This is a genomic window from Paenibacillus sp. P13VS, assembly GCF_015143645.1.
GTDB lineage: Bacteria > Bacillota > Bacilli > Paenibacillales > Paenibacillaceae > Paenibacillus > Paenibacillus xylanilyticus_A.
This window is the reverse complement of record NZ_WYEV01000003.1, coordinates 584,630-609,728: the sequence shown is the minus strand read 5'-3', so window position 1 is coordinate 609,728 and position 25,099 is coordinate 584,630. Positions and strand designations below refer to the sequence as shown.

The window sequence follows — 25,099 nt, the reverse complement described above, 5'->3', positions numbered from 1 at the left end:
ATAATTAGCCAAGCCCCCGTCCTGCTTTTGAACCGCTAATCGGTTCCTGGGATGGGGGTTACTCATGATTTTGAAGCTGCGTGCTTACTACCTTACAAGGAGAGTGTAGACTTTGGAAATGAGGAATGAAGAGGGAGAAGTGTTAGCCATTGTAAATATCGATTCATTTCAAGAGGAGAATACCATTGATCGCATTGTTCGCCAATTAAAACCTGGGATGGGAAAAGGGATATATCTAGCCGCTGATAAAAAAATCAGTCAGCAAACAAATTACGGAGCAGTGAACTGGTCGGGAGGTGTTACAGAGTTAATGGCAAGACTATCACCATGGGAGCCCGTAATTCCTGCCGATGCTAATGTGATGGATATTCAGGTTTATTATGGATTTGACAATCTGACAGAGGAAGAAATCGATGAAATGGCTAGGGAGAGTTCAGAAACCGGCAAAGACGTTGTGAGAGATCTGAAACCAAATGATACGTTCGTTGGTGTCAGTTTATTATATTGTAAAGATGAAACGCTATTTCAATTCCGGATTTTCGGAACAACGAAAAGTCGTATTCAGGTACCTGATATAGAGAAACAAACGATTGAGAAGTTAACAATTCGTTCCAACGAAGCCGTTTACATCGGAGACAATGAATCACAGAGATTGATTTGGGCGGAGGTAGGACCGACTAGGGGCAAGGCATTACAGTATGAAGTCGTGGCTGAAGATAGCAGCCGTGATTGGCTAATTTCTATTACGGAGTCTTTGAGCTAAGGAAGAAAGGAGATCATTAGCCCGATTCTAAGACCTCTTATGAAGCAAGCCAGTATTGTTTGTTTTAATAGAAGGTTTTACTAAGATTTAAAGTGACTTTTGCATCATTATAAGGCAGCAATCCACCAATAGGGGGCTAGCCTATGAATCCAACTCGGACAGAGATTATTGAGATATTGTTTAAAAGTAAAAGAACGATTTTTTTAATTTTATTGTTCAATATCTCAGCTTCAGTAGTCTCCATCGCTCAACCGCTCCTTTTTAAAGATTTATTTGACAGTATCCTACTAGGAAAGCAAATCGGGAAGGCTGCACTCTATATTGTGCTGCTTATGCTCATTCCCATTGTATTTGCCGCTTTGAACGGCGTTACCTCATATTATAACAATGAGTTGGGGAATCATTTATCCAAGAACCTTCGCCTCCGCCTGTTTTCTCAATTACTGCAGACCCGACCAAGAAATGTGGATAGGATCGGAAGGGGAGAAGTTATTAACCGGATTACCTCACAAGTGGGGGTATTATGTGAAATTTATGTGGTAGACACCATCATGTCGATCGTATCAAATGGCATATTGTTAATCGCTACTTTGTGGATTATGCTCTCTATGAGTGTTGAACTAACGTTAGTTGCAATGATTTCATTTCCTGTGTTTATGTATGGCTTCAAGCGTTTCAGAAACAAGACGGAGAGGCTGGATAAGCATTATTATGACATTTTGGAAAAGGGAATACGTTATTTGAATGATCTTTTTCACAATCTAAAAGCGGTACATATGTCTAACGGGCATCAGGCGGAGAAAAAGAGGTGGAGCAACTGGAATGACGAAGCCTGGAAGGTTTCAAAGCAGTCCAGGGTTTTCCATCATATGATCATAAACCTTGTTGCTGACACGGTTATTTCTTTGGTTACAGGTATCATTTATGGCTATAGTCTGTACCTGATTCTGAACGGTCAAATTTCACCAGGTACGTTGCTGGCATTTATTGTTATACTTCCAAGGTTATATGGCATATTCAAGACGCTTTTTACGTTAAATATCGATATGAGCCGTATGAAAGTGATCGTGGATAACTTAAATGAAATAATTGAATTAGAAAAGACCAAATCAGGAGCTGAAGTTCCGGATTATACCCGAATCCCGCGCCTTCAGTTGAGAAATGTATCGTATCGTTATGCCACCGAGGACTCCTTCGGTATTTCCAACTTCAATTTGAATATTGAACCAGGAGATTTCGTCGGTATTGTTGGATTAAGTGGCTCAGGGAAATCTACTATCTTTGAACTTATCCACAGGTACATAGAGCCAGATGAAGGGGAGATCTTACTGGACGGAGTCTCAATTAAAGAACTGGATATACATGAATTAAGAAAATATGTTGGCTACTCTCCGCAAAAGGGATGGCTGTGGAACAAGTCTATTATAGAAAACATTATTTATCCGCTGGAAAAAGAAGAAATGGATGAAGAATCTTGGTTCAGGTTTAATAGTGCTGTTGAAATGGCTCATGTTCAATCATTTGTTCAAGCCATGCCTGAGCAATATGACAAGAAGGTGGAGAGCCACGGAGACAATCTTTCTGGTGGAGAAATCCAACGAATTTTATTAGCCAGGGCATTCATGAATGAATCTCGAATCCTGATGCTGGATGAGTACACCTCTGCTCTGGATGCTATGACGGAGAGTGACTTGAATGATACCTTGTTGAACCTGAAGGGGAAGCAAACGATATTGGTCATAGCACACCGACTCTCCACCGTAAAGAATGCTGATTACATCCTGGTGATTGAAAAGGGACGAATTGTAGAGCAAGGCAGCCCGATTGATTTGCAGCTTCAAAAGGGGGTTTATTACAAGATGGTGGAGAAACAGAAATTATAATTTATGCTCATTAACGATTAAATTGTAGATGACTCTATACTTAAAAAGCAGGTGAATTTCATGGCATGGGAAAAAGTATTCACGGTACATGTTGCAATAGGGGATACTACGGATCTCTCCAACAATAATGATGGCGACTCCGTAGTCATGATTTCTTTTGGTGGCCATGTCACAGGAAAATATTTCGAAGGTGACATTCTTCCTGGAGGGGTAGATACTCAAATTATTGGCCCGAATGGCGGTCGGCATAGCTTATCTGCAAGATACATGCTTCAAGGTAAGGATTATACAGGGGAAGCTTGTAAAATGTATATCGAGAATAATGGAATGTTCGATGAGAAACTGGAGAATGTATTGTTTCGAACCTCTCCTAAAATCATCACGAACAGCGAAGCGCTGTCCTATTTGAACAATGATAAACTAATGGGCGAAGGCATACCTTCGAATACTGGAATAGATATTCATATCTATAGAAACGTATAGCTTAGATGAGCGCCAAACTGAATTTTCGTATATCGTGAAAGGGACGAAGCAGCTTAGAACACTGCTTCGTCCCTTTTTAAATCCTTCTTTATTTTTTCTTTTTCTAAATTGAATGTGAAGATTTCGAGGCATCTCTGGGCGGTATACTACTCACCCCGCACCGAAGGGGCATACGCCAACACTTCCATCTCAATCAAGTAAGGGCCTAATCCGCTGAATACGGTAATACGGGCAGGATAGGGCTCTTTCATCATTCGCCTGTATACTTCGTTGTATTCTGCCTGATCTTCTACTCGAGCCAGATGAGTGGTCGCCTTAATGATGTGGTCGAGTGTGAGGCCCGCTTCCTGGAGGATAACTTCAATATTACGAATGCACTGTTCCGTCTGCTCCTTAATGCCGCCAATTGGATCAAGCGTCTGCGGATCAACGCCTACCTGACCTGCGACGTAGACAAAATCTCCTGCGCGGACAGCGTGTGAGAAGGGGAGCGGGAATTGAGGTGCTGCGCTTGTGTGTATGATGGTAGACATCGTAGCGATCAATCCTTTCCTAGTGGGAGTTTAGGCTTGGCGTTGCGAGATGCCATTCCGTAGCTTGCTGATAATGATGAGCGATGGACAACAAACGGTCTTCTCTCATGTGTGGGCCAGAGAGCTGCATGCCGATAGGCAGGTGCTTCCCGGAGGTTGAATCAAATCCGATAGGAACGGTGATGGACGGTAGACCGGTATTGGTAAAGGGTCCGTTAAAGATCGGGCTGCCTGTCTTGTAGCCATAGGGAGCCACATACGGAGTTGATGGCGTTAATAGAACATCGACCTCATCGAAAAGCATCATCATCTCGCTGCGGAATAACGTTCGGATGCGTTGTGCCTGCAAATAATCAACGGCACTCGTCTGGTAGCCGAGCTCAAGCTGCTCCCGCATCGTAGGTCCGTAACGATCAGCTGCTTCTGCGTAGCGTTCCTGATGAAAGGCGGCAGCTTCTGCCCGCATCACCGTACGGTGAGCAGCAAAAGTCTCTTCCATATAAGGAGGCAGATCAACCTTCTTCGTGTGCATGCCCATCTTCTCAAGTACAGCTATTGCCGACTCAACGGCTAGCATGATCGCCGGTTCATCTGTGTGAAAAAAGCTGCTTGGCAAACCGATAACCATTCCTGAAATAGGATGCATAAGAGTGCTTGTTAAATCTGGCTTGCTGTGGGGCAGCGAGAAGGGGTCCATCTCATCTTGTCCGGCTAAGGCTTCAAGAACAATTGCATTATCTTGTGCCGATCGAGTGAAGGCGCCCACATGGTCAAGGCTCCAACTTGCTGTTATGACACCGTTACGGCTAACCCTGCCATAGGTGGGTTTCATACAGGTTAACCCGTTGTAAGATGCGGGTCTAAGCAGAGAGCCGAAGGTCTGAGTTCCGAGTGTGAAGGAAGCCATACCAGCCGCTACTGCAGCAGCGGAGCCGGAGCTGGAACCGCCCGGGGTATGTTCCACATTCCATGGATTGCGAGTTGGCGGCTCTCCCCCCTGAAAGGCATATTCTGTCGTTGTGGTCTTGCCGAGTAAGATAGCGCCAGCCGTCTGTAATTTATCAATCACCGTTGCATTGGTCTCAGGTATGAAGTCTGGATAAGTGCTTGATCCAGCCGAGGTGCGTATGCCAGCAGTATGGATAATGTCCTTGGCTCCGTATGGGATGCCATGCAGTGGACCGAGATAATCGCCATTCATCAGCTTGTGTTCCGATTCTTTTGCGGCCTGCAAGGCTTGCTCAGCAGTAATAGTAACAAAGGCTTGCACAGCAGGCTCCATCTCTTCAATCCGTTTCAAATAGGACTGTGTGAGCTCGACAGGAGATATCATCTTGTTCTTAATCAGTTCAGCCGCTTCGGTGATCGACAGCTCGTTAAGTGGTTTCGTTATCATCGCAGAGGCACTCTCCTGTAAGGGGGATTGGGTCCTGTTTCTTCAGGCAGCTTGAAGCTGCGAATCAATTCCAAGTCTGCTGTGAATAGGGCAAGCTCCTCGCTCGTAATAACTCCATTCGCATATTTGGCGTTTTCAGTACATTGGTGGGTGAGATAGTCGTCCTGATTCAGAATAATCAACCTTTCTCTCTCTATTTGGTGAAGCTTGCATCGATAATATCCTCGTAAGCGAGGCCTTCCTTCAGATTGCCAATGAAGCGCTGCATACCGATCGCGGCCTCAAAGGCTGATTCATTGATATGCCCGTCAGCGGGGTATACCTTACTGTCAATCATGCGTTGTACGGCTTGCTCCACGACTTTCTTGTCCAGATTCGGGAATTCCTTCACCGCGACTGCCTTGGCACCCTCAGGATTCGAGTGAATGTAGTCCAATGCTTGCTCTATAGAGGTGACGAAGCGCTGGGTGAGATCCGGATTTTTCTCCATGAAGCTTGTGGTTGTGTTCATTGTTGCAAAAGCAAAGTCAGGATAATCCTTCGTAAAATCATGGACAATGTGCAGTCCCTCAGCAATTCCTTGATCAAGCTGAGGCTCATAAACGAATGCAATGTCAGCTTTGCCGGCTAATACGGCACCAAGTTCGGAGCCATTCTGAACCTCCGTGATCGTGACATCCTTGTCGATATCAATGTTATTGTCTTCGAACAGCTTTCGCATTAAGCTGTTGGAACTTGTGGGTGCCAAGCCGACAACGATGGTTTTGCCTTTAAAGTCCTCTGGCGAGCTCACGGATACACCTTCACGCGCAACCGCCCATACAGGAGCGCTGCCCGATAGAAGGACCAGTGAGCGAGCATCTCCACCTTTTGCATTAGCGAATGCGACATGCTCAGGACCATGAAAGGAGAAGGCAGATTCGCCTGAAATGACCGAAGACAAGGCAGTTGGCCCACTTCCGGCAGCGCGGATCGAGGATAGCTCAATACGATTCTGCTCTAGGAATCCTTGATTGTTTGCTACATACAGTGGAAGGTAGAGCAGGTTGTGATACACCTCGGAAACCATGATCGTATCCACTTTGGTATCTTCTTGCCCTCCGCTCGCCATAGTGTCTGTTCCATTTACAGACTTCGCATTGCTTCCACATGCACTGAGTAGTGCAGTCAATAAAAGGGTCATCGTTGATAGAATAGCTATCTTTTTGAAAATACGCATTGGTCATCAGGCTCCTTTTATGGTGTAAGTTGTTTATACGGAGGTGGACTTGCTGCTGTTTTTATTGTCATTCCATGGAAGGAGGCGTGACTCGATATAACTGACACAGGTGTAGAGCAGCATGGCAACCAGCATAAGCATGAACACACCGACCCACACAGCCGGAAGGTTGAACAGGTTGCCTTCGACAAATACCATATGGCCGAGGCCTTTGTCTGAAGAAATGAATTCTCCGCCAACGACAGACACGAGTGCCAATCCAATATTGATACGGAAGGCGGAGATAATCCATGGCAGAGAGGAGGGAATAATAATTTTGCGGAAAATTTGTGATTTCTTCGCTCCGAAGGATTTCATGAGATTAATCTGGGACTCATCAATTTGGTGAGTTGCTTGGTAAGCGGATAACAGCGCTACAATAAACGTTGCCACAGAGGCAAGAACAATCTTGGAAAAGATGCCTGAACCGAACCAGATGATAATCATGGGAGCTAGAGCAATCTTCGGGATGCCGTTCAGCGCTACAATAAACGGATCAAGCACCCTGGCGACGGTCTTGGAGTACCACATGAGTAGTCCTGCCAAAGAGCCAAATAGACTTCCCGCCACAAATCCGATAATGGTAGCATTAACCGTGGCTAGAACATCTGTAAAAAGTTGACCTGAGCTGAACATGGTGATAGCCGCATCAAGAATGGCACTCGGCGATCCCATCAGGAAACCGTTTATCAGCTTAAGGTGGACTGCTGCTTCCCATATCACCAGGATGATTGAAACAATAATGAACCGCCATATCATCGTCATCGTCCATTCTTTGGTGAAAGGCGATTGTTTGCGTTTGGTTTTATTTTTCGCAACCCCAGTATGGTCCTTCGTTAGGGACATTTCAGGTGATGTACTCTTCATTAGCTGATCCTCCCCATTTGAATATCGAGCTCCGACCAGATTGATTCAAAATACTGCTTGAACTTGGGGTCGGAACGGGCTTTTAGTGCTGAACCGTACTGCGAAGCGAGACCGATGTCATACACTTGCTTCACTGTTGTGGGTCTTTTGCTCATGACAGCGATGCGGTCGGAGATGGCGATCGCTTCCTCGATGTCATGAGTGATAAGAACTCCGGTCTTGCCTTCGGATTTCAGGATAGATAAGATTTCGTCTTCCAGAATGAGTCTGGTCTGATAATCCAGTGCGGAGAAGGGCTCATCCAGTAATATAATATCCGGCTGGGTAACGAGAGTACGTATAAGGGCTACACGCTGGCGCATTCCCCCGGACAATGTGGAGGGATAGGCACCGGCGAATGAAGCCAGGCCGTAACGATCCAGATAATCCATGGCAATACCGTCGCGATCCTTTTTGGGCATGCCTTTCACTTCCAAGCCTAGCGTGACATTGTCCAGAATGCTCCTCCAAGGAAGCAGAAGATCTTTTTGCATCATATAGCCGACATGTCCGGTTGTCTGATCGATCTCTTGACCGCAGACGATAACCTTGCCGTTCGTTGGCTGGAGCAGACCCGCAATAATATTGAAAATGGTGCTCTTGCCGCATCCGCTCGGCCCAACGATACTGAAGAACTCCTGCTTCTTAATTTGCATTGAAACCTCAGCCAGTACCTGAATATCTTCTCCGTTTGCATTGACGAATGATTTGGAGACGCTTTGTATTTGAATAGCCATAATGGGCAGCCCCTTTCCTCCAGCGTTGATGAATGATTCTTTTTTTGTGTTAGTTAATATAACATCATTGGATGTATTCTTATCATAAAGATTGTCGAATCAATTGTCATTAGTCATGTTAAACATAAAAATAGAATTAAATCAGTTAAAATGCACAGAGAGTGAACAGTGAAATGAGAAAAACAAAAATAAACGTGTCATTATAAATGACACGCTATCCATTCAAAATGTATGGGGAGCTTCGTTAGGGGATGGGTTAGCATTCAACACTGATTCAAGTGCAAAGGCGAGGCGAAAGCGCAGACTTTCCATCGGGTCCTTAATGTTCCTGCCGGTCAGTTTCTCACATTTCTCCAGCCTATAGATAACCGTATTGCGATGGACGTACAACTCTTTGGCTGTATCGCCGATTTGGCAATGATTCTCATAGAAGGAGGACAAGGTTTTCATAAGTTCACTGCGTTCGTTTGAATCCCGTCCGGCGAAGGGTTTGAAGGTTTCTTGATGAAACTGGAGAATCTCATCATAAGGAATCATGCGCAGCAACCGGCTTATATCCATGGTTTGATAGGAATGAACGAAGCGGGTCTTTTTCAGCTGATAGCCGGATTGGAGTGCCTTAACTGCCTCTTTATAGGAGAGTCCGATATCCAATACGTTTGTGTAGGGGTTGCCTATTCCGAATGAAACGCTGAGCTGCGAATCCGTATACAGATTACTCGCTAATTTCTCAAGCTGCTGGACAACCGTTTGTTCATCCCAAGACGACTCACCCAAAAAAACGAGAATGCCGAACTGATCGTTCTTCGTAAACATGACGAAGGTGAGATTCAGTCTGGCGAACGCCTGTTTAATCAGCTCATAATAAGCGTCTCGTTCCGAGATGTATCGCTCTTCCTTGATAGGAGCAAGGTTCGGATTAGGCCTGGCCGCTAGAGATTCGTCCATCTTGGCAAGGATGAGAACCGAACTCTCTTGTGCCTTCAGTCCGTATTTTTTGCCGCGATGGAGCGCCTCTTGTTCAGAACGAAAGAAACCCTGAATGAGATCGGAGAAATATTCATTCTTGTACCGGCGTGAACGCTCCTTGACCGCCTGTTTCTTGGTTAATTCGAGACCGATGACATTAACGGCTTGCTCTAACGCCAGACTGGAGAGCTTCGAGGCTGCAGAGCTGTCGTACAGCGCAATCAAATAGCCCTCGTGCCGGTCGGTGAAGATGGGATGCAGCTCGATATGCCTATATTTATCGGTATTAAGCAGGCAGATAGAGGAAGCAATCTGGAAGGAAGGGTACTCATGTATAAATGTCAGTATAGGCTCAGCGAGAGAATAGGGATCTATATGTTGTGCATGATGGGAGATTGCCGTAATCTGCTTCTTCGAATCCAGAAGCAATACAGGTGAAGATAACAGCTGGGACAACGTATCGACAATAGATGGAATGCCTTTTCCTTGCATAACCATCGTGGAAAATTGCTTGTGAATAGACAAGGCGTAGTGGAGCTCATGAGTTTTGTTTTGAAGGATGGAGCTGATCGAATGCTGGAATATTTCACCGAGTGTATTGTCGATTTCGGACAGTTCGATAATCGGGAACCCCAGCTTGTCGGCTGTCTCGAGCAGTTGCGGAGATAATTCAAAAGAGAAGCGCTGTGTCTTGATCGCAAGTGCCGCACATCCAATCGCATGCATATCCGTAATGAATGCAAGATGAGCATCGGGGCGGTCTTTCAGTATATAGCCGTTCGTAAGCAGCATATCTCCTGGTTTCAGGAATTGTACAATGTCTGGTGCATCCATAATGTTAATGGATTGTACCAAGCGATTGAGGCCGTGATGCCCGGCGATAACTTTTGCTTTGGATAGAATGGGGATAGTCAATAAATGCTGGAGATCCATCTTCAATCCACTCGCTTTCGTAATGGTAATGTTATAAAAGCTAACATATATTTGGGTCATCGTAAAGAAAATTTAGATTATCAAAACTTATACTTGACTCAAAAGCACAATGGTGGGTATTATTTCCATACGTCAGTGAGTAGGAGAATGGATGATGTATATTTTAGAATTAAAACAACGTCATCATCATGGAGAGCGTTAATCTGTTCCTTGAAAAAAGAGGGATGGGTTAACGCTATTCGCGCTTCCCATCCTGCGATATACAACGCGCAGGACTTCGGTCTGGCGCGTTTTTTATTTTTTTATAACAGAAATGGAGGATGTGTGCATGGCAATCATGACGGATTCAAAAGGCAACATATTTTTGGAATTTAATCCTATCAAGTATGAAAAGCTCATTACGATGACGCTGGATGCTCCACTAACCCATGCCCTAATTGTGGTGAAGTGCCAAGGGAAGTTCCTCCTTATGCATAATAAGTGGAGAAACAACTGGGAACTGCCAGGAGGTGTGATTGAACCTGGTGAGACCGCTGAACAATGTGTCATTCGAGAATTGTTAGAGGAAACCAACCAACCTATGGACACGGCTGAATTTAAAGGGTTAATGAAGTTTAAACTTCAGCCAAGTTTCCATGGACCTGAACGGACAGAATATGGGGCTCTGTTTATGGGGGAACTGTGCGAACTTCATGAGTTTGTTGAAAACGATGAAGCTTCTTCAATTGTTCTTTGGGATGGTTCATCGGAGATTGGTGACATCGCAGAAATAGATAGGAAGTTAATTGAGTTTGTTTGATACATGACTAAGCTAAAGGACGAACCAACAGGTTGGAATTAGCAAGGAATTTCAGTGAATGATTTCGGCCGTAGGTAGGAATTTAAGGATTTGTACCCCAAAGCCGAAGTTGTACCTTCACCTTGTGCAAATGATAGGTGTATCATTAACAAAACAGTTTTGTAAACGCTTACGAAAGAAGGGGGTACATATGCAGCGCTTATGGTCCAAATTCTCGCCTTTGTTTCGCAAATTCATGATTTCGTATCTTATTGTTCTCATGATTCCTCAAATTGCCGGATATGCTTCCTATCGAACATCCATTGAAGCAGCGAGGACCAGCTCGATTGAGAACAGCCTCAAATCGCTCAACCTGAGCAAGGAGATTATTGAACGAAATCTGATGCTGGTTGAGGATTTCACGAGACAACTGGCCATTAACCAGGATTTAAACCGTCTAATAGCTGATCCCAAGCCGCATGACGTTAATAATGTCTATGGTTTGAGCCGCATGCAGCGCAGCCTGTCCATGTACAGCAGTACGAATGATTATTTGTCTCGTTTTTTCATCTATATCCCCAACTATAATGTCATTATTACGCCTACGACGGTTTACTACCGACCTGAGCATTATTTTGCTGCCAACCGCCTGGAAGGCATCACGTTTGCAGAGTGGAAAGAGAATGTATTAAAAAAGCCTCATTTAAACGAAATTATTCTCCTACAAAATTATAAGAAGGAGATTCTCAGTGGTGTGTTTGAGGACGCTCCAGCTATCACGTTTCTTCAGTCGCTTCCTTTGAACAGCTTCAACAAGCCGCAGGCTACCATTGGCGTCATGATTGATGAGAATCAGATGGCGAGTTTGACTCAACATATTGTGGAGCAATATGGGGGGTGGACATTGGTGACAGATTCGAATGGGGATATTATTTTTTCGCGTGGTATAGATGAAGCCGAGGCGGAAAACTTGAAAGGTATGCCCGCTAACAAGAACGATGAAGTGATGCCTATGGACGACGGGCGGCTACTTATTTCCATTCACTCCAATCAAAATGGCTGGAATTACATGGCTGGCATCCCCGAAGGTGCGCTTATGGTAAAGGCCGATCAGATCAAGCAGGTTACCTTAACGTTTACGCTAGCAACACTTGGTATTGGATTATTGATTGGGCTAATGCTGGCTTACCGACACAGCGCACCGATTCACCGGCTTCTGTCGGTCTTCCGGGAACAGGATATAGGGCTGCCCGGAAAGACAAGCAACGAATATGATTTTTTGGCAAGCAATATCACCAGCCTCATTACCAATAACCATGTACTTAAGAATGCATTAAACGAACAGATTCCCATGTTACGGGATGGATTTATCAAACGTCTGCTGACAGGTGAGTTTTACACCATCCCCGAGTTGGAGGCGCTCTCTTCCCAGACCGATATACCTCTTCATACGAGCCGAGGGGTTGTAGGAATAGTGAAGGTAGACGGTTATGGAAGTCCGGATAGCGAAGAAATTATTCAAGAACTAAGCGTCGCCAGGCTTATTGTGCATGAAGCCTTGACGGCATGGAATTCAGAGGTATTGATAACCGACTGGGGAACAGATCAGATTGCTTTTATACAACCGCTTACTGTTGAACCCTCGGATATAGCCATGCACACAACGGTTTCCGAACTGAGCAAACGGATGGATGCAGTTTACGGGGAATACCGGGTGTCGACCACTGTTGGAATGGGTGCTTCTTATGAGGTGTGGAATGATGTTGGCCGTTCATTTAACGAGGCCAGACAAGCATTGGAATATGCCATTCATATGGGAACAGAGCATCTGGTGAGATTCGAGGACACCGTCAAGGAAACCGAATTGTATTACTATCCGATGGAGTCCGAACAGCGTCTGCTCAATACGCTGAAGGCGGGTGAAATGGAAGAATCGGATCGGGTTCTGGATCAGTTGTTCCACCGCAATTTTACCGAGCGGGAGCTGTCTTATGACATGACACAGCAGTTCGTTGTGGAATTGAAGGGAACATTTCTGAAGCTGGAACCCAAGATCATGCTGGACGAAGCGCTTGTCGATGAGTTTAAGAACCGGATTGCGGCTATTCAGGCAACGGACAGTGTTACCGTACTCCGGGACAAGTTTCATCAACTGGCAAAAGACGTATGTCTGGACATACAACGCAAAAAATCCAATTTACATGCTGAAATTGTTAACGAAACGATGGCTTACATTCAGGAACGCTATGCCGATGCAACCTTAACGGTATATCGCATTGCAGAACAAATGGGTAAGCCGGAAAAATATATCTCGCAGTTATTCAAGGAGTATACCGGAGAGAACCTTTCCGACTATGTGGAGAAGGTGCGAATTAACAAAGCTGCTGAATTGCTCCGTGAGACTGAGCGAACGATCGATGAGATTGCTCTGACCACCGGATACAACAGCGCGCATTCATTCCGGAGAGCCTTCAAGCGAGTCCGTGGGGTTTTGCCTAGTTCATTTCGCCAGATGGAGAATGAAATGTAATGAAGCTGGGACAATCATGATGATCAATCCAACCAGAAACATCAAAAAAATCACTGCAAAATTAAAGCTATATCAGGCTTCTCGGCCTTGTTGTCCTTGAATCGTACCTCATTGAGTAAAGTGTACCTTTACGTGACTGAGGAAACCCTCTTATGATTACGAACAAGAAAGCGCTATCAAAAAAAGAGGGCCTTAATCAATAGGCTACCTCCTGGGGGGATGACTCTGAGAACAACAATCTCGAATGGCAAAACGGTAGTAAAACAAGGCAGGCGGTCTGCAATGAAACTGGCCTTGTCCAGAAGCTGGAGGAGACATTGGCAGCTCTATCTGTTGATGATTCCTCCCGTCGCGTACTTCATTATTTTCAAGTATGTGCCTATGGTTAATGCAGTGCTCGCTTTCAAGGATTACAACGTGATCAAGGGGATCTGGGGAAGTCCGTGGGTAGGCACCAAATATTTTGAACTGCTTTTCCAAAACCCGGCGTTCGCTACCCTGATCAAAAACACACTGTATATTTCGTTTTACAGTTTGGTCGTGGGTTTTCCAGTCCCCATCCTTCTAGCACTGGCGTTGAACGAAGTCAAGAATGCCAAATTCAAAAAAACGGTACAGATGGTTACTTATGCACCTTACTTTATTTCAACGGTGGTCATGGTATCCATCATCATGCTTTTCCTATCGCCGCGCCTGGGCATTGTGAACACAATTGCAGGGACGCTTGGTTTTGAAGCGGTCAATTTCCTTGGAGAGCCTGGGCTGTTTCGTTCCATCTATGTATTTTCAGATGTCTGGCAGAGCATGGGATATTCCGCAGTCATCTATTTGGCAGCACTTGCAGGTATTGATCCTTCATTGTACGAGGCGGCCAAGGTTGATGGAGCTAACCGGTTTCAGAAAATGGTGAACATCGATCTGCCCGGCCTACTGCCAGCGGCAGTCATTATCCTGATTCTGAGCGTTGGCAATATCATGGCCGTCGGATTTGAAAAAATTTATTTGCTGCAAAATCCGTTGAACTTATCGGCTTCCGAGATTATCTCCACCTATGTGTACAAAATGGGTTTGCTAAATGCCAATTACAGCTTTGCTACCGCAGTTGGCCTCTTTAATTCGCTTATTAACCTGATTCTGTTGTTAACGGTCAATGCTGCTGCCAAGCGTCTGTCCAATACAAGCTTGTGGTAATGCGGCAAAAGGAAAGGGGGGAATCAGATGAGCAAGTTGCAATCCCAAGCCGGCTCAGCGGTTAGTCAGAGGAGCACCATCAGAGAATCTTTTGGGGAGCGGGTGTTTATAACCATCATCTACCTCATTCTGACGGTTGTCTTGATTGCAGTACTCTATCCACTGATCTATATCGTAAGCTCTTCTCTGAGCAGCCCGGCAGCAGTTACATCCGGAAAAGTCTGGCTGTGGCCTGTTGATATGACACTCGACGGCTATAAGTCTGTATTGCGTAACGATCAGGTTATCATGGGATACGCCAATTCGTTATTTTACACCACACTAGGAACAATCATAAGTGTAGCGCTGACCATTATGATTGCTTATCCGCTTTCCAAAAAAACCTTTGTTGGGCGCAGCCCTCTCATGATGTTTATTACATTCACCATGCTATTCTCAGGCGGATTAATTCCAACTTACCTGGTGGTTAAATCCATGGGTCTGATTGATACACGCTGGGCTCTGTTGATTCCTAATGCCATCTGGGTGTGGCAGGTGATTATCGCACGTACTTTTTTTCAGAATTCCATCCCGGAAGAGCTGTCCGAGGCAGCAGATATTGACGGATGCAGTGATATCCGTTTCATTTTCAGCGTCATTTTGCCGCTCGCCAAACCCATCATCGCTGTTTTGTCATTGATGTATGCCGTGGGGCAGTGGAATGCGTATTTTGATGCCCTGATTTATTTAAAAACGCAATCGCTCTATCCGCTTCAGTTGATTCTCCGCAGCATTCTGATCCTGAGTAACACCACGGGAAATATGGATGTGGGAGAGATGGTGAAGCAGCAGCAAATGGCCGAGCTGATGAAGTTCTCACTCATTGTAATGGCCAGCTTGCCGGTACTCGTCATTTATCCGTTTGTGCAGCGATATTTCGTTCAGGGCATGTTGATTGGCTCCGTCAAGGGCTAATTCACTACAATTATTCATAAGGGAGAGGGTCTATTTGAGAAAAACAGGGTCATTCGTACTTGCTTGTATACTGCTCCTGTCTATAGCACTTGCGGGATGTTCATCCTCTAATGGTGGCAGCGGAGAAGAGGGGAGCGACCCTTCATCGGGGGACAACGTGACCATGAATGTGTTTGCTCATCAAAGTTCAGATACCAACCTTCAAACGAACAAGTTTACGAAAAAGATGGAAGAGAAGTTTAATGTGAAGATCAACTGGACGACCGTTCCTTTTGACGGCGCTGCTGAAAAAAGACAAATATCATTGGCTTCAGGGGACTACCCGGATCTGTATTTGCTCATTCCATGGGTGGACCGTTTTTCTCAAACGGACTTGTTGAAATTTGGTCAGCAAGGTGTCATTGTGCCGCTCAATGATCTTATTGAGCAATACGCACCGAATATCAAAAAGGTACTGGACAGCAGTGAGTATTATAAAGCAATGAACACTGCACCCGACGGCAATATTTACGGTCTGACGGGCTTGAATGAATGTTTCCACTGCTCCTATCCGAACAAAATGTGGATGAATACGAAATGGCTAGAGCAGCTTGGTTTATCCGAGCCTACAACGACGGAAGAATTTAAGGAAGTGCTAAAGGCGTTCAAAACCAAGGACCCGAACGGCAATGGCAAAGCAGATGAAGTGCCTCTGAGCGGTTCCATTGAAAACTTCGGCGTGCACATCATTCCCTATTTGATGAACGGGTTTATCTACGACGATGACAGAACCTATCTCATTGCTAAGGATAGCCGGGTTGATACGGTTGCCAACAAACCGGAGTGGAAGGAAGGACTGGCCTATATCAAGTCTCTGTATGATGAAGGTTTGATTGACCCTGGTGCGTTCACACAAAATGTGGGGGCCTTTAAAAAAATCGGAGATAATGCGGATGCGCAGCTTCTTGGCGCAGGTGCAGCCATGCACCCATCTCTTTTTGTAAATACAGCTGAAGGTGCTCCGTATGGTAAGGATTATAATCCGATTGCTCCTTTGAAAGGGCCTCATGCCAATTATGCAACCTATAACTATCCAATTGACCCTGGAGCATCGTTTGTCCTCACAAACAAGGCAAGTGAAGAGACACAGATTGCAGCCATAAAAATGCTGGATTATCTCTATACACAAGAGGGAGCTATGAGTGCATATCTGGGTGAGGAGGGCACCAGCTGGCGCAAGCCGGAGGAAGGCGACGTGGCCCTTAATGATCAGGTAGAGCCGCTCTACAAAGCCATCCCCCTCCCCACAGGAGCGGAACCTCGTAATGACAGCTGGGGGGCGCTGAGTCAGTATAATCACCACAGGGCATACCGTGATGCCGAAGTACAAGGCAAGGACATCTATGCAGGTGACGGATATGAGCGCCGACTTTATGAGGCAACACTCTTGATGGAAGGCAAAGAACCCAAGGAAGTTTTTCCGCATTGGGCACTATGGGTGGACCCGGCCAATGCGGACGAAACAAGCATGATGCAGACGAACCTCAAGGATTATATTGACCAGAATGCCCTGCAATTCATCACTGGAGCAAAGAGTCTGGAAAAGGATTGGGACGATTATGTGAAAGGACTGGAAGGTCTCAACATCCAGCGTTATCTGGAAATTATGCAGGCAGCGTATGATTCTTCATCCATTTCCAAGTAGGGAGAATGAGGAGGTTTATACCCATCCTGGGCGATAAATCAACCAACTATTAAACACGGGCCGGTTCGCATTCTTGCGAATCAGGTCCGTAATCTTTTATGGCAGGCAGCCACCAATTTCATTGAGTTTTATCGAAGAAACACTCCAATACATGATCTTTTCGATTCCCATATCATGAAAGAGTATGGATCTGCATGAATACGTTATTTTTATTCTTTGTTACGATGTTATTATGAGATTAATCTCTTATCATTCATTGAAATTCATAGTGGAGGTTCAGAATGAAAGAATCTAATCGGAACAATCATCGCATGTGGTACAGCAAACCGGCAGAGATATGGAACGAGGCCTTGCCAATCGGGAACGGTCGGCTTGGAGCAATGATATTTGGAGGCGTGGCGGAGGAGCGATTGAAGTTAAACGAAGACTCGATGTGGTATGGGGGTCCCCGGGATCGGAATAACGAAGATGCACTGCCCCATCTGCCCCATATCCGCAAATTAATCATGGAAGGGAAACTTCGAGAGGCTGAAGAGATGGCCAGCATGACGATGGCCGGGCTTCCTGAAGCCCAAAGACATTATGTGCCACTTGGCGAGCTGCAGTTATCATTCAGCAATCATGATGGTCCTGTGGAAGACTATGTACGTGAGCTGGATCTGGACCGGGGCATCTCCACGGTTAGTTATACCGTTAATGGTACCCGTTATACTCGTGAGCTGTTTGCCAGTCATCCGGATCAAGCCATCATCATCCGAATAACAGCAGACAAGAAGAATACCTTGTCCATGAAAGCCCGATTCAATCGACAGAATTGGAGATACCTGGAGAAAACCAAGAAGTGGGAGCAGAGCGGACTCATTATGCTTGGTGAATGCGGTGGTACAGACGGCAGCTCTTTCGCGGCTGTGTTGAATGCGATACCAGAAGGAGGTGCCTGTCAGCTCCTTGGCGAGTATTTGCTGGTGAAGGACGCGAGCTCGGTCACACTGCTGCTTGCTGCGGAAACGACTTTCCGCCAGGAAGATCCGGAATTATACACTACACTTCGTATGGAAGAGCTCAGCCGGATTCCTTATGAAACACTGCTTGTACGGCATACATCGGATTATGATGAACTGTTCAGCCGGGTTTCGTTGAACCTGTCCAAACGTTCTGATCGTCATGATGGTCCGACGGATGAGAGATTACAACAGTTCCAAAGGGGAGAAGAAGACCCCGAATTGATCGAAACCTATTTTCAGTTTGGTCGTTATTTGCTGATATCCTCAAGCCGGCCAGGCTCCCTGCCTGCTAATCTTCAAGGGATATGGAATGACAGTTTCACTCCGCCATGGGACAGCAAATTTACGATCAACATTAACGCCCAAATGAACTACTGGCTCGCCGAAAACTGCAATCTAGCCGAGTGCCATGAGCCATTGTTCGATCTGATTGAGCGAATGCGGGAGCCTGGCAGAATTACCGCACAAAAGATGTATGACTGCCGAGGGTTTACCGCGCATCATAATACGGATATCTGGGCAGACACGGCCCCTCAGGATACCTACCTGCCTGCTTCCTTCTGGCCGCTGGGTGCTGCCTGGTTATGCCTGCATTTATGGGAGCATTATCGCTATAGTCAGAATCTCATTTTTCTGGAAGAAGCATACGAAACGATGAAGGAATCGGCGCAATTTCTCCTTGATTATCTGATTGAGGATGCAGATGGGCGTCTAATTACCTGTCCATCCGTCTCTCCAGAGAACAGTTACAGACTACCAAATGGTGAGGTTGGGGTGCTATGCGCTGGCGCTTCAATGGATTTTCAGATTATTGAAGCTCTGTTCACTGCATGCATTCAAAGTGCCGAGTTGATCGGAAGGGACCATACCTTCAGGGAAGAACTTGCTGCTGCTCTGAAGCGAATTCCCAAGACTCAAATCGGCAAATACGGACAAATCCAGGAATGGATGGAGGATTACGAAGAAGTGGAACCGGGGCACCGGCACATCTCACATCTATTTGGTTTGTACCCTGGAGAAAGCTTCACTCCAGAACACACGCCGGAACTTGCAAAAGCCGCACGTACAACGCTCGAACGTAGATTGGAGAATGGTGGGGGGCATACCGGATGGAGCCGGGCCTGGATCATTCACTTCTGGGCAAGACTTCAGGATGGGGAGAAGGCTTATGAAAATGTAAGAGCTCTCCTGGAGCACTCCACGTTGCCCAATCTTTTTGACAATCATCCTCCGTTTCAGATTGACGGCAACTTCGGAGGATCCTCCGGAATTGCTGAGATGTTATTGCAGAGCCACACCGATGTGATCCGGCTTCTGCCTGCCTTACCAGACAACTGGTGTGAAGGGAGTGTGGAGGGGCTCAGGGCCCGAGGCGGATATACCATTGGATTTTCGTGGGCGAAAGCGGAAATTACTGAAGTCACCGTAAAAAGTACAATTGCTGGACGTTGTCAGTTGGAAGGTCCTGGCCTTAAGCCGATTTCTTTCGACGCAGAAGCTGGCGGAACGTATACATTTACACCGACATCGTCTGAAATATTGTCACAAACCCAATGATCGTATTAATAAATCGATCTGCTTCAGAAGAAGCAGAATATTCAGCTCATTGTGCTACGGATGAACGGCAAGCGTGATCTTTAGAAAGAGCCAGAATGTGTTTTCGTGAGATGTAATCTAATGTGACAGCAGCACAAAAAAAAGAGGCATTCCAGAGCGATGGTATTCGCGGGGCTGCCTCTTTTTGCTTACAGTTTGTAGTCAATGCCTTCGCCAGCGCCTGTGCGAGCATTAATGTATACGTGATTAACGCCTTCAATCCCGGTGACGGGAAATGCATAAACGAGTTTGTCGTTGTGGAGCTTCAGCTTTGGCTTACCCGAAACGTTTACGTATGGGCCAAGCTTCGCAGAGGCTTGCTCCGCTGTCAGCTTCGGGTGAAGGGGGAAGTTTTTGTTATAATGTGAAAAATAATTAGACGCATCAAAGCTCATCAACGCACCGGTACGGCGATCAAATCGCCATACGACTTTCATCTGCGGAATGGAGATTTGCTCCCGGACTGGAATATAGACGAGATAAATGGAAGTTTCTTTTATGTCTTTCGCTGTTAATGTCAGATGTTCGTCAGACCAGCGAGTCATCCAGGCGTCCGCAACTTCGATAAACTGCTTTAAGTCCATATTTTGCTCTACAGCTGCATCTTTGGAGATCGAGCCCTTGCGTTTCACTTGGAGCACGTGTCCGCTTTTACTTAGTGTTACGGTATAGGAGCTGGTTGGTTTTCCATCGGTGTCCGATAAACTGAAATTCATGACTTCTCCGAACTCTGAACTGCTCCCGCCAGAGGCCATGTGGACGATTTGTTTACCTGCCCCTTTATTCCAAGCCTCGCCCATGAAAATCTTTGCTTTGGCCGCAAGCTCCGTAGCCGTATACGTGGTTTCACCGGCGAAAACGGTCCCTGGCTTCAGAGGTATGTAAGGATTCTGGTTGTACCGGAATTCATTATAGGCTTTATAGCCGGCCGTGAAGAATGGGTTGAGCTCAGACAAGGCCACTTCCATTTCGGTAGAAATCTGTTGTATATCTGAAGAAGAGGAATCAAAGGCTTTCTTTCTCATCTGCTCAAGATACGGTAGAGCGGTCCTCGCGAACGTTCTCAAGCGCTGAATTTGTTCTAATTGGTCCGGGGTGAGCGACCTTCCCTTCTCACTAGCGGGATAGGCCAAGTAGTGGCGGCCTTCCGTGATGAACCACTCATACGAGGACGAAAATTGAAAGTTCATTGTGATCGATCCGATCCTAACATATTCCGAGATAATATTGGCATGTTCAATCGCTGATTGAAGTGCTTTTTGCCGATCTGCAATCGTAGATGCCGCAAGGGATTCCGCAAGCGCATAGTCAAAATCACGCAGGTAGATTGATTGTATATTCGACCAGTATTGCGTACTGCTCTGTTGCTGCCGCTCCCATTGTCGATTATTCTGATGTTCCGTATAGCTGAAATACGCGCCTGCTAATGTTGTCACGCAAAGCAGACCAATGATGGATTTGGTACGAACGTTCATGTCTATTAAAACTCCTGTCTATGTCTTCATAATGCTTATCCACTGTAACAAAGATGTGAACACTGTTTAATGAGTAAATATTACCAGTATTATTTTCTTGCCCGTTGACTAAATCTGTACGCTAATACTGACGAAAAATATATTAGAGGTGTTCAGAATTTGTTGAGACTGATATGCTAACTTAGTTTTAAACGCAACTGAACCTGAGGATCAAATCAATAGGAATATAGGGGATAGTAGACAAGATGGAGAGAAGGATAAGAAATTCTGTAAAGGCCTTAATTATTGAAGACAGAAAAATGTTAGCAATTAAAATAGACGATGATGGCGATGCTTTTTATATACTGCCTGGTGGAAGCCAAAGTGCGGGGGAGACATTAACTGAAGCCGTAAAGCGTGAAGTCGCAGAAGAAATCGGAGTAGAGATCATTCCTAATTCATTGGAATTTGTCATTGAAGGCGTATATGGCGAGGCGTTTCACCGTGTGGATTTTGTGTTTTTATGCAAATATAAAGGATCAACGGACCATTTACTCATCCAAGGTGACGGACATCACGTCCGTTATGAATGGCTTGATATCGATAACCTGATCAGACAACCATTGTATCCTTCCAAATTGCGAAAGCAAATTCAGCAGTTATTAAATGGAGAAAAAACCGAGATGTATTTAGGAAATGAGGAACCAGGTAATCCTAGGTTGTAAACTGAGATTATCGTATCTAACATGGTTCACTTATAAGAAAGCATCCAATGGGGCCATTCGGCGAGCGATATCGTAAAAGGCAAGCTTTTGGCATAATAAAAGAAGGAGCCGCATGAAATCATGCTCGCTCCTTCTTTTATTATGCTATGGGTTCGGTACGATGAAGGAAACCGTCGTTCCTTCACCAGGTTTACTTTGAATCGTTAAGCCTTGTCCATACATTTTTTTGAGTCGTCGATCGGTATTCGTTAATCCCACACCAGAGGTCCCCGCTTTTTTGTTACGATCTAATAGGGAAGACAGCTTGGTCTCATCCATACCCACTCCGTTATCATGTACGATGAATTGGATGTAATCCGCTTCTTTTGTAGCAGATAGAGTAAGCTTTCCTCCACTGGTACGGTTCAATATTCCGTGCCGGATGGCATTTTCTACGATAGGTTGGATCGTAAGTGGAGGAAGTTTAGCCTCCAACGGATCAGGCAGATTCCACTCTATTTCCAATCGCTCTCCAAATCGCTCCTTTTCGATGTATAAGTAAGCTCGCAGTAAATCAAGCTCATGGGACAGAGGCACCTGGCGCTCTAAGTTCCTTGAATTAAAGCTTCCCTTTAAGTAATCACCGAAGGCTTCGAGCAGCGTAATCATGCGATCTGGATCTAATAGACTAAGCGAAGCAATGGAATTGATTGTATTAAACAAAAAGTGAGGCTGAATCTGAGCTTGGAGCCACGCAGCTTCCATACGTAATTGCTCGTCTACAGACTGTTTAAAATGGATTAAAGCGCGAATTCTGGATTGAAGCTCTAACATATCAACCGGTTTTGTTAAATAATCATTAGCACCCGCAAGAAACCCGGTATGAATATCTTCTGGTCTGATTCTAGCCGTCAATAGCAGTATAGGCAGCTCGAAAATGGTAAACTTCTTTCGTATCATTTCAGTCAGGGTATATCCCGACATTTCCGGCATCATCACATCGGTTACGACCAGATCCCACTGTTGTTTATGGTTAATTTGTCTAAGGGCCTCTTCAGCACTATTTACAGCGGTAACCTCATAGTTGTCCAGCTCCAGCAATGATTTTATAACCTTCAGATTGACGGCATCGTCATCCACTACAAGAATAGACCCCTTGATATGATCCACCTTGTATCCATTCTCTGAAGAAACAGCTGCTTCCATCGCTGCATCCATCACATCGGATACCATATGATTGAGATGAGACTCCATTTCTTCACGGTTCTGTACACCTTTAACAGCCGGTATGGCTTCTGCCAGAGGTAAGGAAAATGTGAAGACGGATCCTTGTCCAATTTTAGACGTCAGCTCCAGTGTTCCGCCATGAAGTTCTACTAAATTTTTGCTTATGCTGAGTCCCAGACCCAAGCCGCTGCCTGGAGAAGTTATGCTGGAATCCGCTTGTTCATACGGGGAGAATATGCGCTGCTGCAGTTCTTCGTCAATTCCAATACCCGTATCTATTATATGAACATAAACAGCTTCATTCAGGATCTCCGCACGAAGAGAAACACAGCCTTCCTTGGTATATTTTAATGCATTGTGCACTAAGTTGAACATTATTTGGGTAAGTCGGTTTTCGTCAGCTGCTACGTTAGGTAATGTATCTGGAATCTCGTTTTGCAGCTGCACGTTCTTATCTACCGTCATATAGTTCAGCATATGGACAACTCCCTTGGCCACTGCTGGTAAAGAAACACTTGTTGGTTCTAGCGTAATCCGGCTATCCTTCAGTAGGGTAATATCTATCAAGTCATCGAGCAGATGTGACATGCGTTGTCCAACTTTGGTAATTAGCATCAAATCTTCTTGATCAGGTGTATCTAGCTTACTGCTCTTCCGAATGATGATGGATTGGGCCATATTAATGATTGCATGGAGCGGATTACGAAGCTCGTGTGACGTATTCGCGAGAAACTCATCTTTTTGTTTGTCCACTTTCTTGAGCGCTTCGGCTTGTTTCTCGGCACGTATTGCTGTTTTGGTGAAGCGTACAAACCAAAAGGATGCAAACACAACAAAGGCTACAATCAGGTCAATTGGGTAATACGGCAGGTCTTTATTAAACCATGATTTGAACAATCCACTGAATGCTATATTAAATGATACAGCAATGCCCGCAAGTAATATTGAAGTGGCAGCTTCTTGACCACTCCTCACAGCCTGCCTTGAAATAATCGGTACGAGTAAGATGGCTATAACCATGAAAATTCCTAGAATCTTAGAGGTATAATCCAGCCAACTGATCGGAAAGAAAAGTGTAATGGATACATAGGTGTAAAAGAAAATAGAGAAAATAAAAATCAGTTTCTTAAAACGATGTACGCCAAGCAGGTGCTTTGTACATAACACTAGACAGTAACAAAGGGCGGAGTATCCAATAATCCTCATACGTACTGTCCATTCGAAGTTGATTGGTAACCATTGAAGCAGCATTTTATCATCGTCTATTAATGTAACCAGCAAGGCAAACAAAATAATTCCGGCAAAATAAAGAAGCTCTTTCTGTCGGTGCCCTACGAAAAGAAGAATAACGATATATAACATATGAAGCAGCAAAATAATTCCGACGAGCAGCTGCATATCTTCGCTAAAATGTATTTCATTCAAGATAGCAGATGGAGTACCAAATTTAATGGATTGAATAATGCCACCTTTATTATGGTAGTGAAAATTACTGACATGAATGACGATATCCATGGTGGACTGCTCCACGGTAAAGTTACCTGTATAGGGTACAACCTTAGAGATCGTTCCAACCGGGTTGTCATCAGGATGGCCTGATTCGTATAGAAGGCTTCCATTAACATATAAGCGATACGCAGTCTTAATTTCAGGAATATGAATGCCATAAGACGCATTAGATGTAGGCAAAAGTACACGAAGTCGATACGTTCCGAAATTGGATTCAGGACTCGTATCATTAAAAGTACCGGGAACCTCTGTCAAATGAGCAGAATGTGATGTATCACGAAAGGATGTGCTTGGCTGAATGAAGGTACCCGGAGTAAAGTTCCATTCCCCGTTCAGTGTGATCGTCTGTTGATCCGTAAATTTCAAGTTGGACAAATCAAGTTCTCCCTGGGCTGCATGTGGCTGATTCGGAGGGGAGAACTCCGTGTACCAGAAAAATCTTACTCCAATTAAAGCTGTTAAGTATATGAGGATGAGCCAAGCCATCCTGTGTCTGGATATGAATTTCTTAATAGGTGCGAAAGTTGGCAACATGAACAATCCTTTGTCATACGTTATAGTGGGCTAGTAAATAGGCCTCTCTTTTTGCTATACATTTTAAATGCGG

At 45.2% G+C, this 25,099-nt stretch carries 19 protein-coding genes; 10 read left to right on the top strand and 9 right to left on the bottom strand.

Features of this window, described 5'->3' with window-relative positions; all coding sequences use genetic code 11:
* Positions 1 to 112: 112 nt before the first annotated feature.
* The 3 genes from GUA98_RS07710 (at position 113) to GUA98_RS07700 (ending at position 3,129) form a co-directional block, all read left to right on the top strand.
* The gene (locus GUA98_RS07710; RefSeq protein ID WP_153978749.1) at positions 113 to 763 is read left to right on the top strand and encodes a hypothetical protein; all 651 of its coding nucleotides are present in this window, start codon (positions 113 to 115) and stop codon (positions 761 to 763) included.
* Positions 764 to 906: 143 nt separating this feature from the next.
* On the top strand, positions 907 to 2,646 hold the full coding sequence (locus GUA98_RS07705) for an ABC transporter ATP-binding protein (RefSeq protein ID WP_153978748.1): 1,740 nt from the start codon (positions 907 to 909) through the stop codon (positions 2,644 to 2,646).
* Between the two features lie 60 nt (positions 2,647 to 2,706).
* Positions 2,707 to 3,129 carry a DUF3237 family protein gene (locus GUA98_RS07700; RefSeq protein ID WP_153978747.1) on the top strand — a complete coding sequence of 141 codons (423 nt, stop codon included), beginning with the start codon at positions 2,707 to 2,709 and terminating at the stop codon, positions 3,127 to 3,129.
* A gap of 146 nt (positions 3,130 to 3,275) precedes the next feature.
* On the opposite strand, the gene GUA98_RS07695 is transcribed toward GUA98_RS07700, so the two are convergent.
* The 7 genes from GUA98_RS07695 to GUA98_RS07665 form a co-directional block, all read right to left on the bottom strand.
* Positions 3,276 to 3,662 carry a RidA family protein gene (locus GUA98_RS07695; protein WP_193722616.1) on the bottom strand — a complete coding sequence of 129 codons (387 nt, stop codon included), beginning with the start codon at positions 3,660 to 3,662 and terminating at the stop codon, positions 3,276 to 3,278.
* 19 nt (positions 3,663 to 3,681) lie between these two features.
* A complete protein-coding gene (locus tag GUA98_RS07690) occupies positions 3,682 to 5,058 on the bottom strand; it encodes an amidase (protein WP_153978745.1) in 1,377 nt (458 codons plus the stop codon).
* Positions 5,055 to 5,240: a hypothetical protein gene (locus GUA98_RS07685; RefSeq protein ID WP_153978744.1), complete on the bottom strand. Its 186-nt coding sequence runs from the start codon at positions 5,238 to 5,240 to the stop codon at positions 5,055 to 5,057. Before GUA98_RS07685 ends, GUA98_RS07690 begins: the two co-directional genes overlap by 4 nt.
* An 11-nt stretch (positions 5,241 to 5,251) precedes the next feature.
* Entirely contained in the window at positions 5,252 to 6,277 is a 1,026-nt protein-coding gene (locus GUA98_RS07680) for an ABC transporter substrate-binding protein (RefSeq protein WP_153978743.1), read from the bottom strand.
* A 33-nt stretch (positions 6,278 to 6,310) separates the two neighbouring features.
* Complete coding sequence (locus tag GUA98_RS07675; protein WP_153978742.1) at positions 6,311 to 7,183, bottom strand: ABC transporter permease; 873 nt, start codon at positions 7,181 to 7,183, stop codon at positions 6,311 to 6,313.
* Entirely contained in the window at positions 7,183 to 7,959 is a 777-nt protein-coding gene (locus GUA98_RS07670) for an ABC transporter ATP-binding protein (protein ID WP_153978741.1), read from the bottom strand. The genes GUA98_RS07675 and GUA98_RS07670 overlap by 1 nt, the downstream gene beginning before the upstream one ends.
* 222 nt (positions 7,960 to 8,181) lie before the next feature.
* On the bottom strand, positions 8,182 to 9,921 hold the full coding sequence (locus GUA98_RS07665) for a PucR family transcriptional regulator (RefSeq protein WP_227779481.1): 1,740 nt from the start codon (positions 9,919 to 9,921) through the stop codon (positions 8,182 to 8,184).
* Between the two features lie 268 nt (positions 9,922 to 10,189).
* On the opposite strand from GUA98_RS07665, the gene GUA98_RS07660 reads away from it, so the two are divergent.
* The 6 genes from GUA98_RS07660 to GUA98_RS07635 all read left to right on the top strand — a co-directional run bounded on the left by GUA98_RS07660 (position 10,190) and on the right by GUA98_RS07635 (position 19,559).
* On the top strand, positions 10,190 to 10,660 hold the full coding sequence (locus GUA98_RS07660) for an NUDIX domain-containing protein (protein WP_162009944.1): 471 nt from the start codon (positions 10,190 to 10,192) through the stop codon (positions 10,658 to 10,660).
* A gap of 190 nt (positions 10,661 to 10,850) precedes the next feature.
* Complete coding sequence (locus GUA98_RS07655) at positions 10,851 to 13,169, top strand: helix-turn-helix domain-containing protein (protein WP_193722615.1); 2,319 nt, start codon at positions 10,851 to 10,853, stop codon at positions 13,167 to 13,169.
* 336 nt (positions 13,170 to 13,505) lie between these two features.
* Positions 13,506 to 14,360: an ABC transporter permease gene (locus GUA98_RS07650; RefSeq protein WP_095357726.1), complete on the top strand. Its 855-nt coding sequence runs from the start codon at positions 13,506 to 13,508 to the stop codon at positions 14,358 to 14,360.
* 27 nt (positions 14,361 to 14,387) lie between these two features.
* Positions 14,388 to 15,314 (top strand): carbohydrate ABC transporter permease, encoded by a 927-nt coding sequence (locus tag GUA98_RS07645; RefSeq protein WP_193722614.1) that lies wholly within the window; start codon positions 14,388 to 14,390, stop codon positions 15,312 to 15,314.
* A 34-nt stretch (positions 15,315 to 15,348) separates the two neighbouring features.
* Positions 15,349 to 16,998 carry an ABC transporter substrate-binding protein gene (locus GUA98_RS07640; RefSeq protein ID WP_193722613.1) on the top strand — a complete coding sequence of 550 codons (1,650 nt, stop codon included), beginning with the start codon at positions 15,349 to 15,351 and terminating at the stop codon, positions 16,996 to 16,998.
* 281 nt (positions 16,999 to 17,279) lie between these two features.
* Positions 17,280 to 19,559, top strand: coding sequence for a glycosyl hydrolase family 95 catalytic domain-containing protein (locus tag GUA98_RS07635; RefSeq protein ID WP_193722612.1), 2,280 nt, complete (start codon positions 17,280 to 17,282; stop codon positions 19,557 to 19,559).
* Between the two features lie 188 nt (positions 19,560 to 19,747).
* Here GUA98_RS07635 and GUA98_RS07630 read toward each other — a convergent pair whose 3' ends face one another.
* On the bottom strand, positions 19,748 to 21,073 hold the full coding sequence (locus tag GUA98_RS07630) for a hypothetical protein (protein ID WP_193722611.1): 1,326 nt from the start codon (positions 21,071 to 21,073) through the stop codon (positions 19,748 to 19,750).
* A gap of 245 nt (positions 21,074 to 21,318) precedes the next feature.
* On the opposite strand from GUA98_RS07630, the gene GUA98_RS07625 reads away from it, so the two are divergent.
* Positions 21,319 to 21,777 carry an NUDIX domain-containing protein gene (locus GUA98_RS07625; protein WP_193722610.1) on the top strand — a complete coding sequence of 153 codons (459 nt, stop codon included), beginning with the start codon at positions 21,319 to 21,321 and terminating at the stop codon, positions 21,775 to 21,777.
* 144 nt (positions 21,778 to 21,921) lie between these two features.
* Here GUA98_RS07625 and GUA98_RS07620 read toward each other — a convergent pair whose 3' ends face one another.
* Complete coding sequence (locus GUA98_RS07620; RefSeq protein WP_227779480.1) at positions 21,922 to 24,867, bottom strand: ATP-binding protein; 2,946 nt, start codon at positions 24,865 to 24,867, stop codon at positions 21,922 to 21,924.
* Positions 24,868 to 25,099 lie beyond the last annotated feature (232 nt).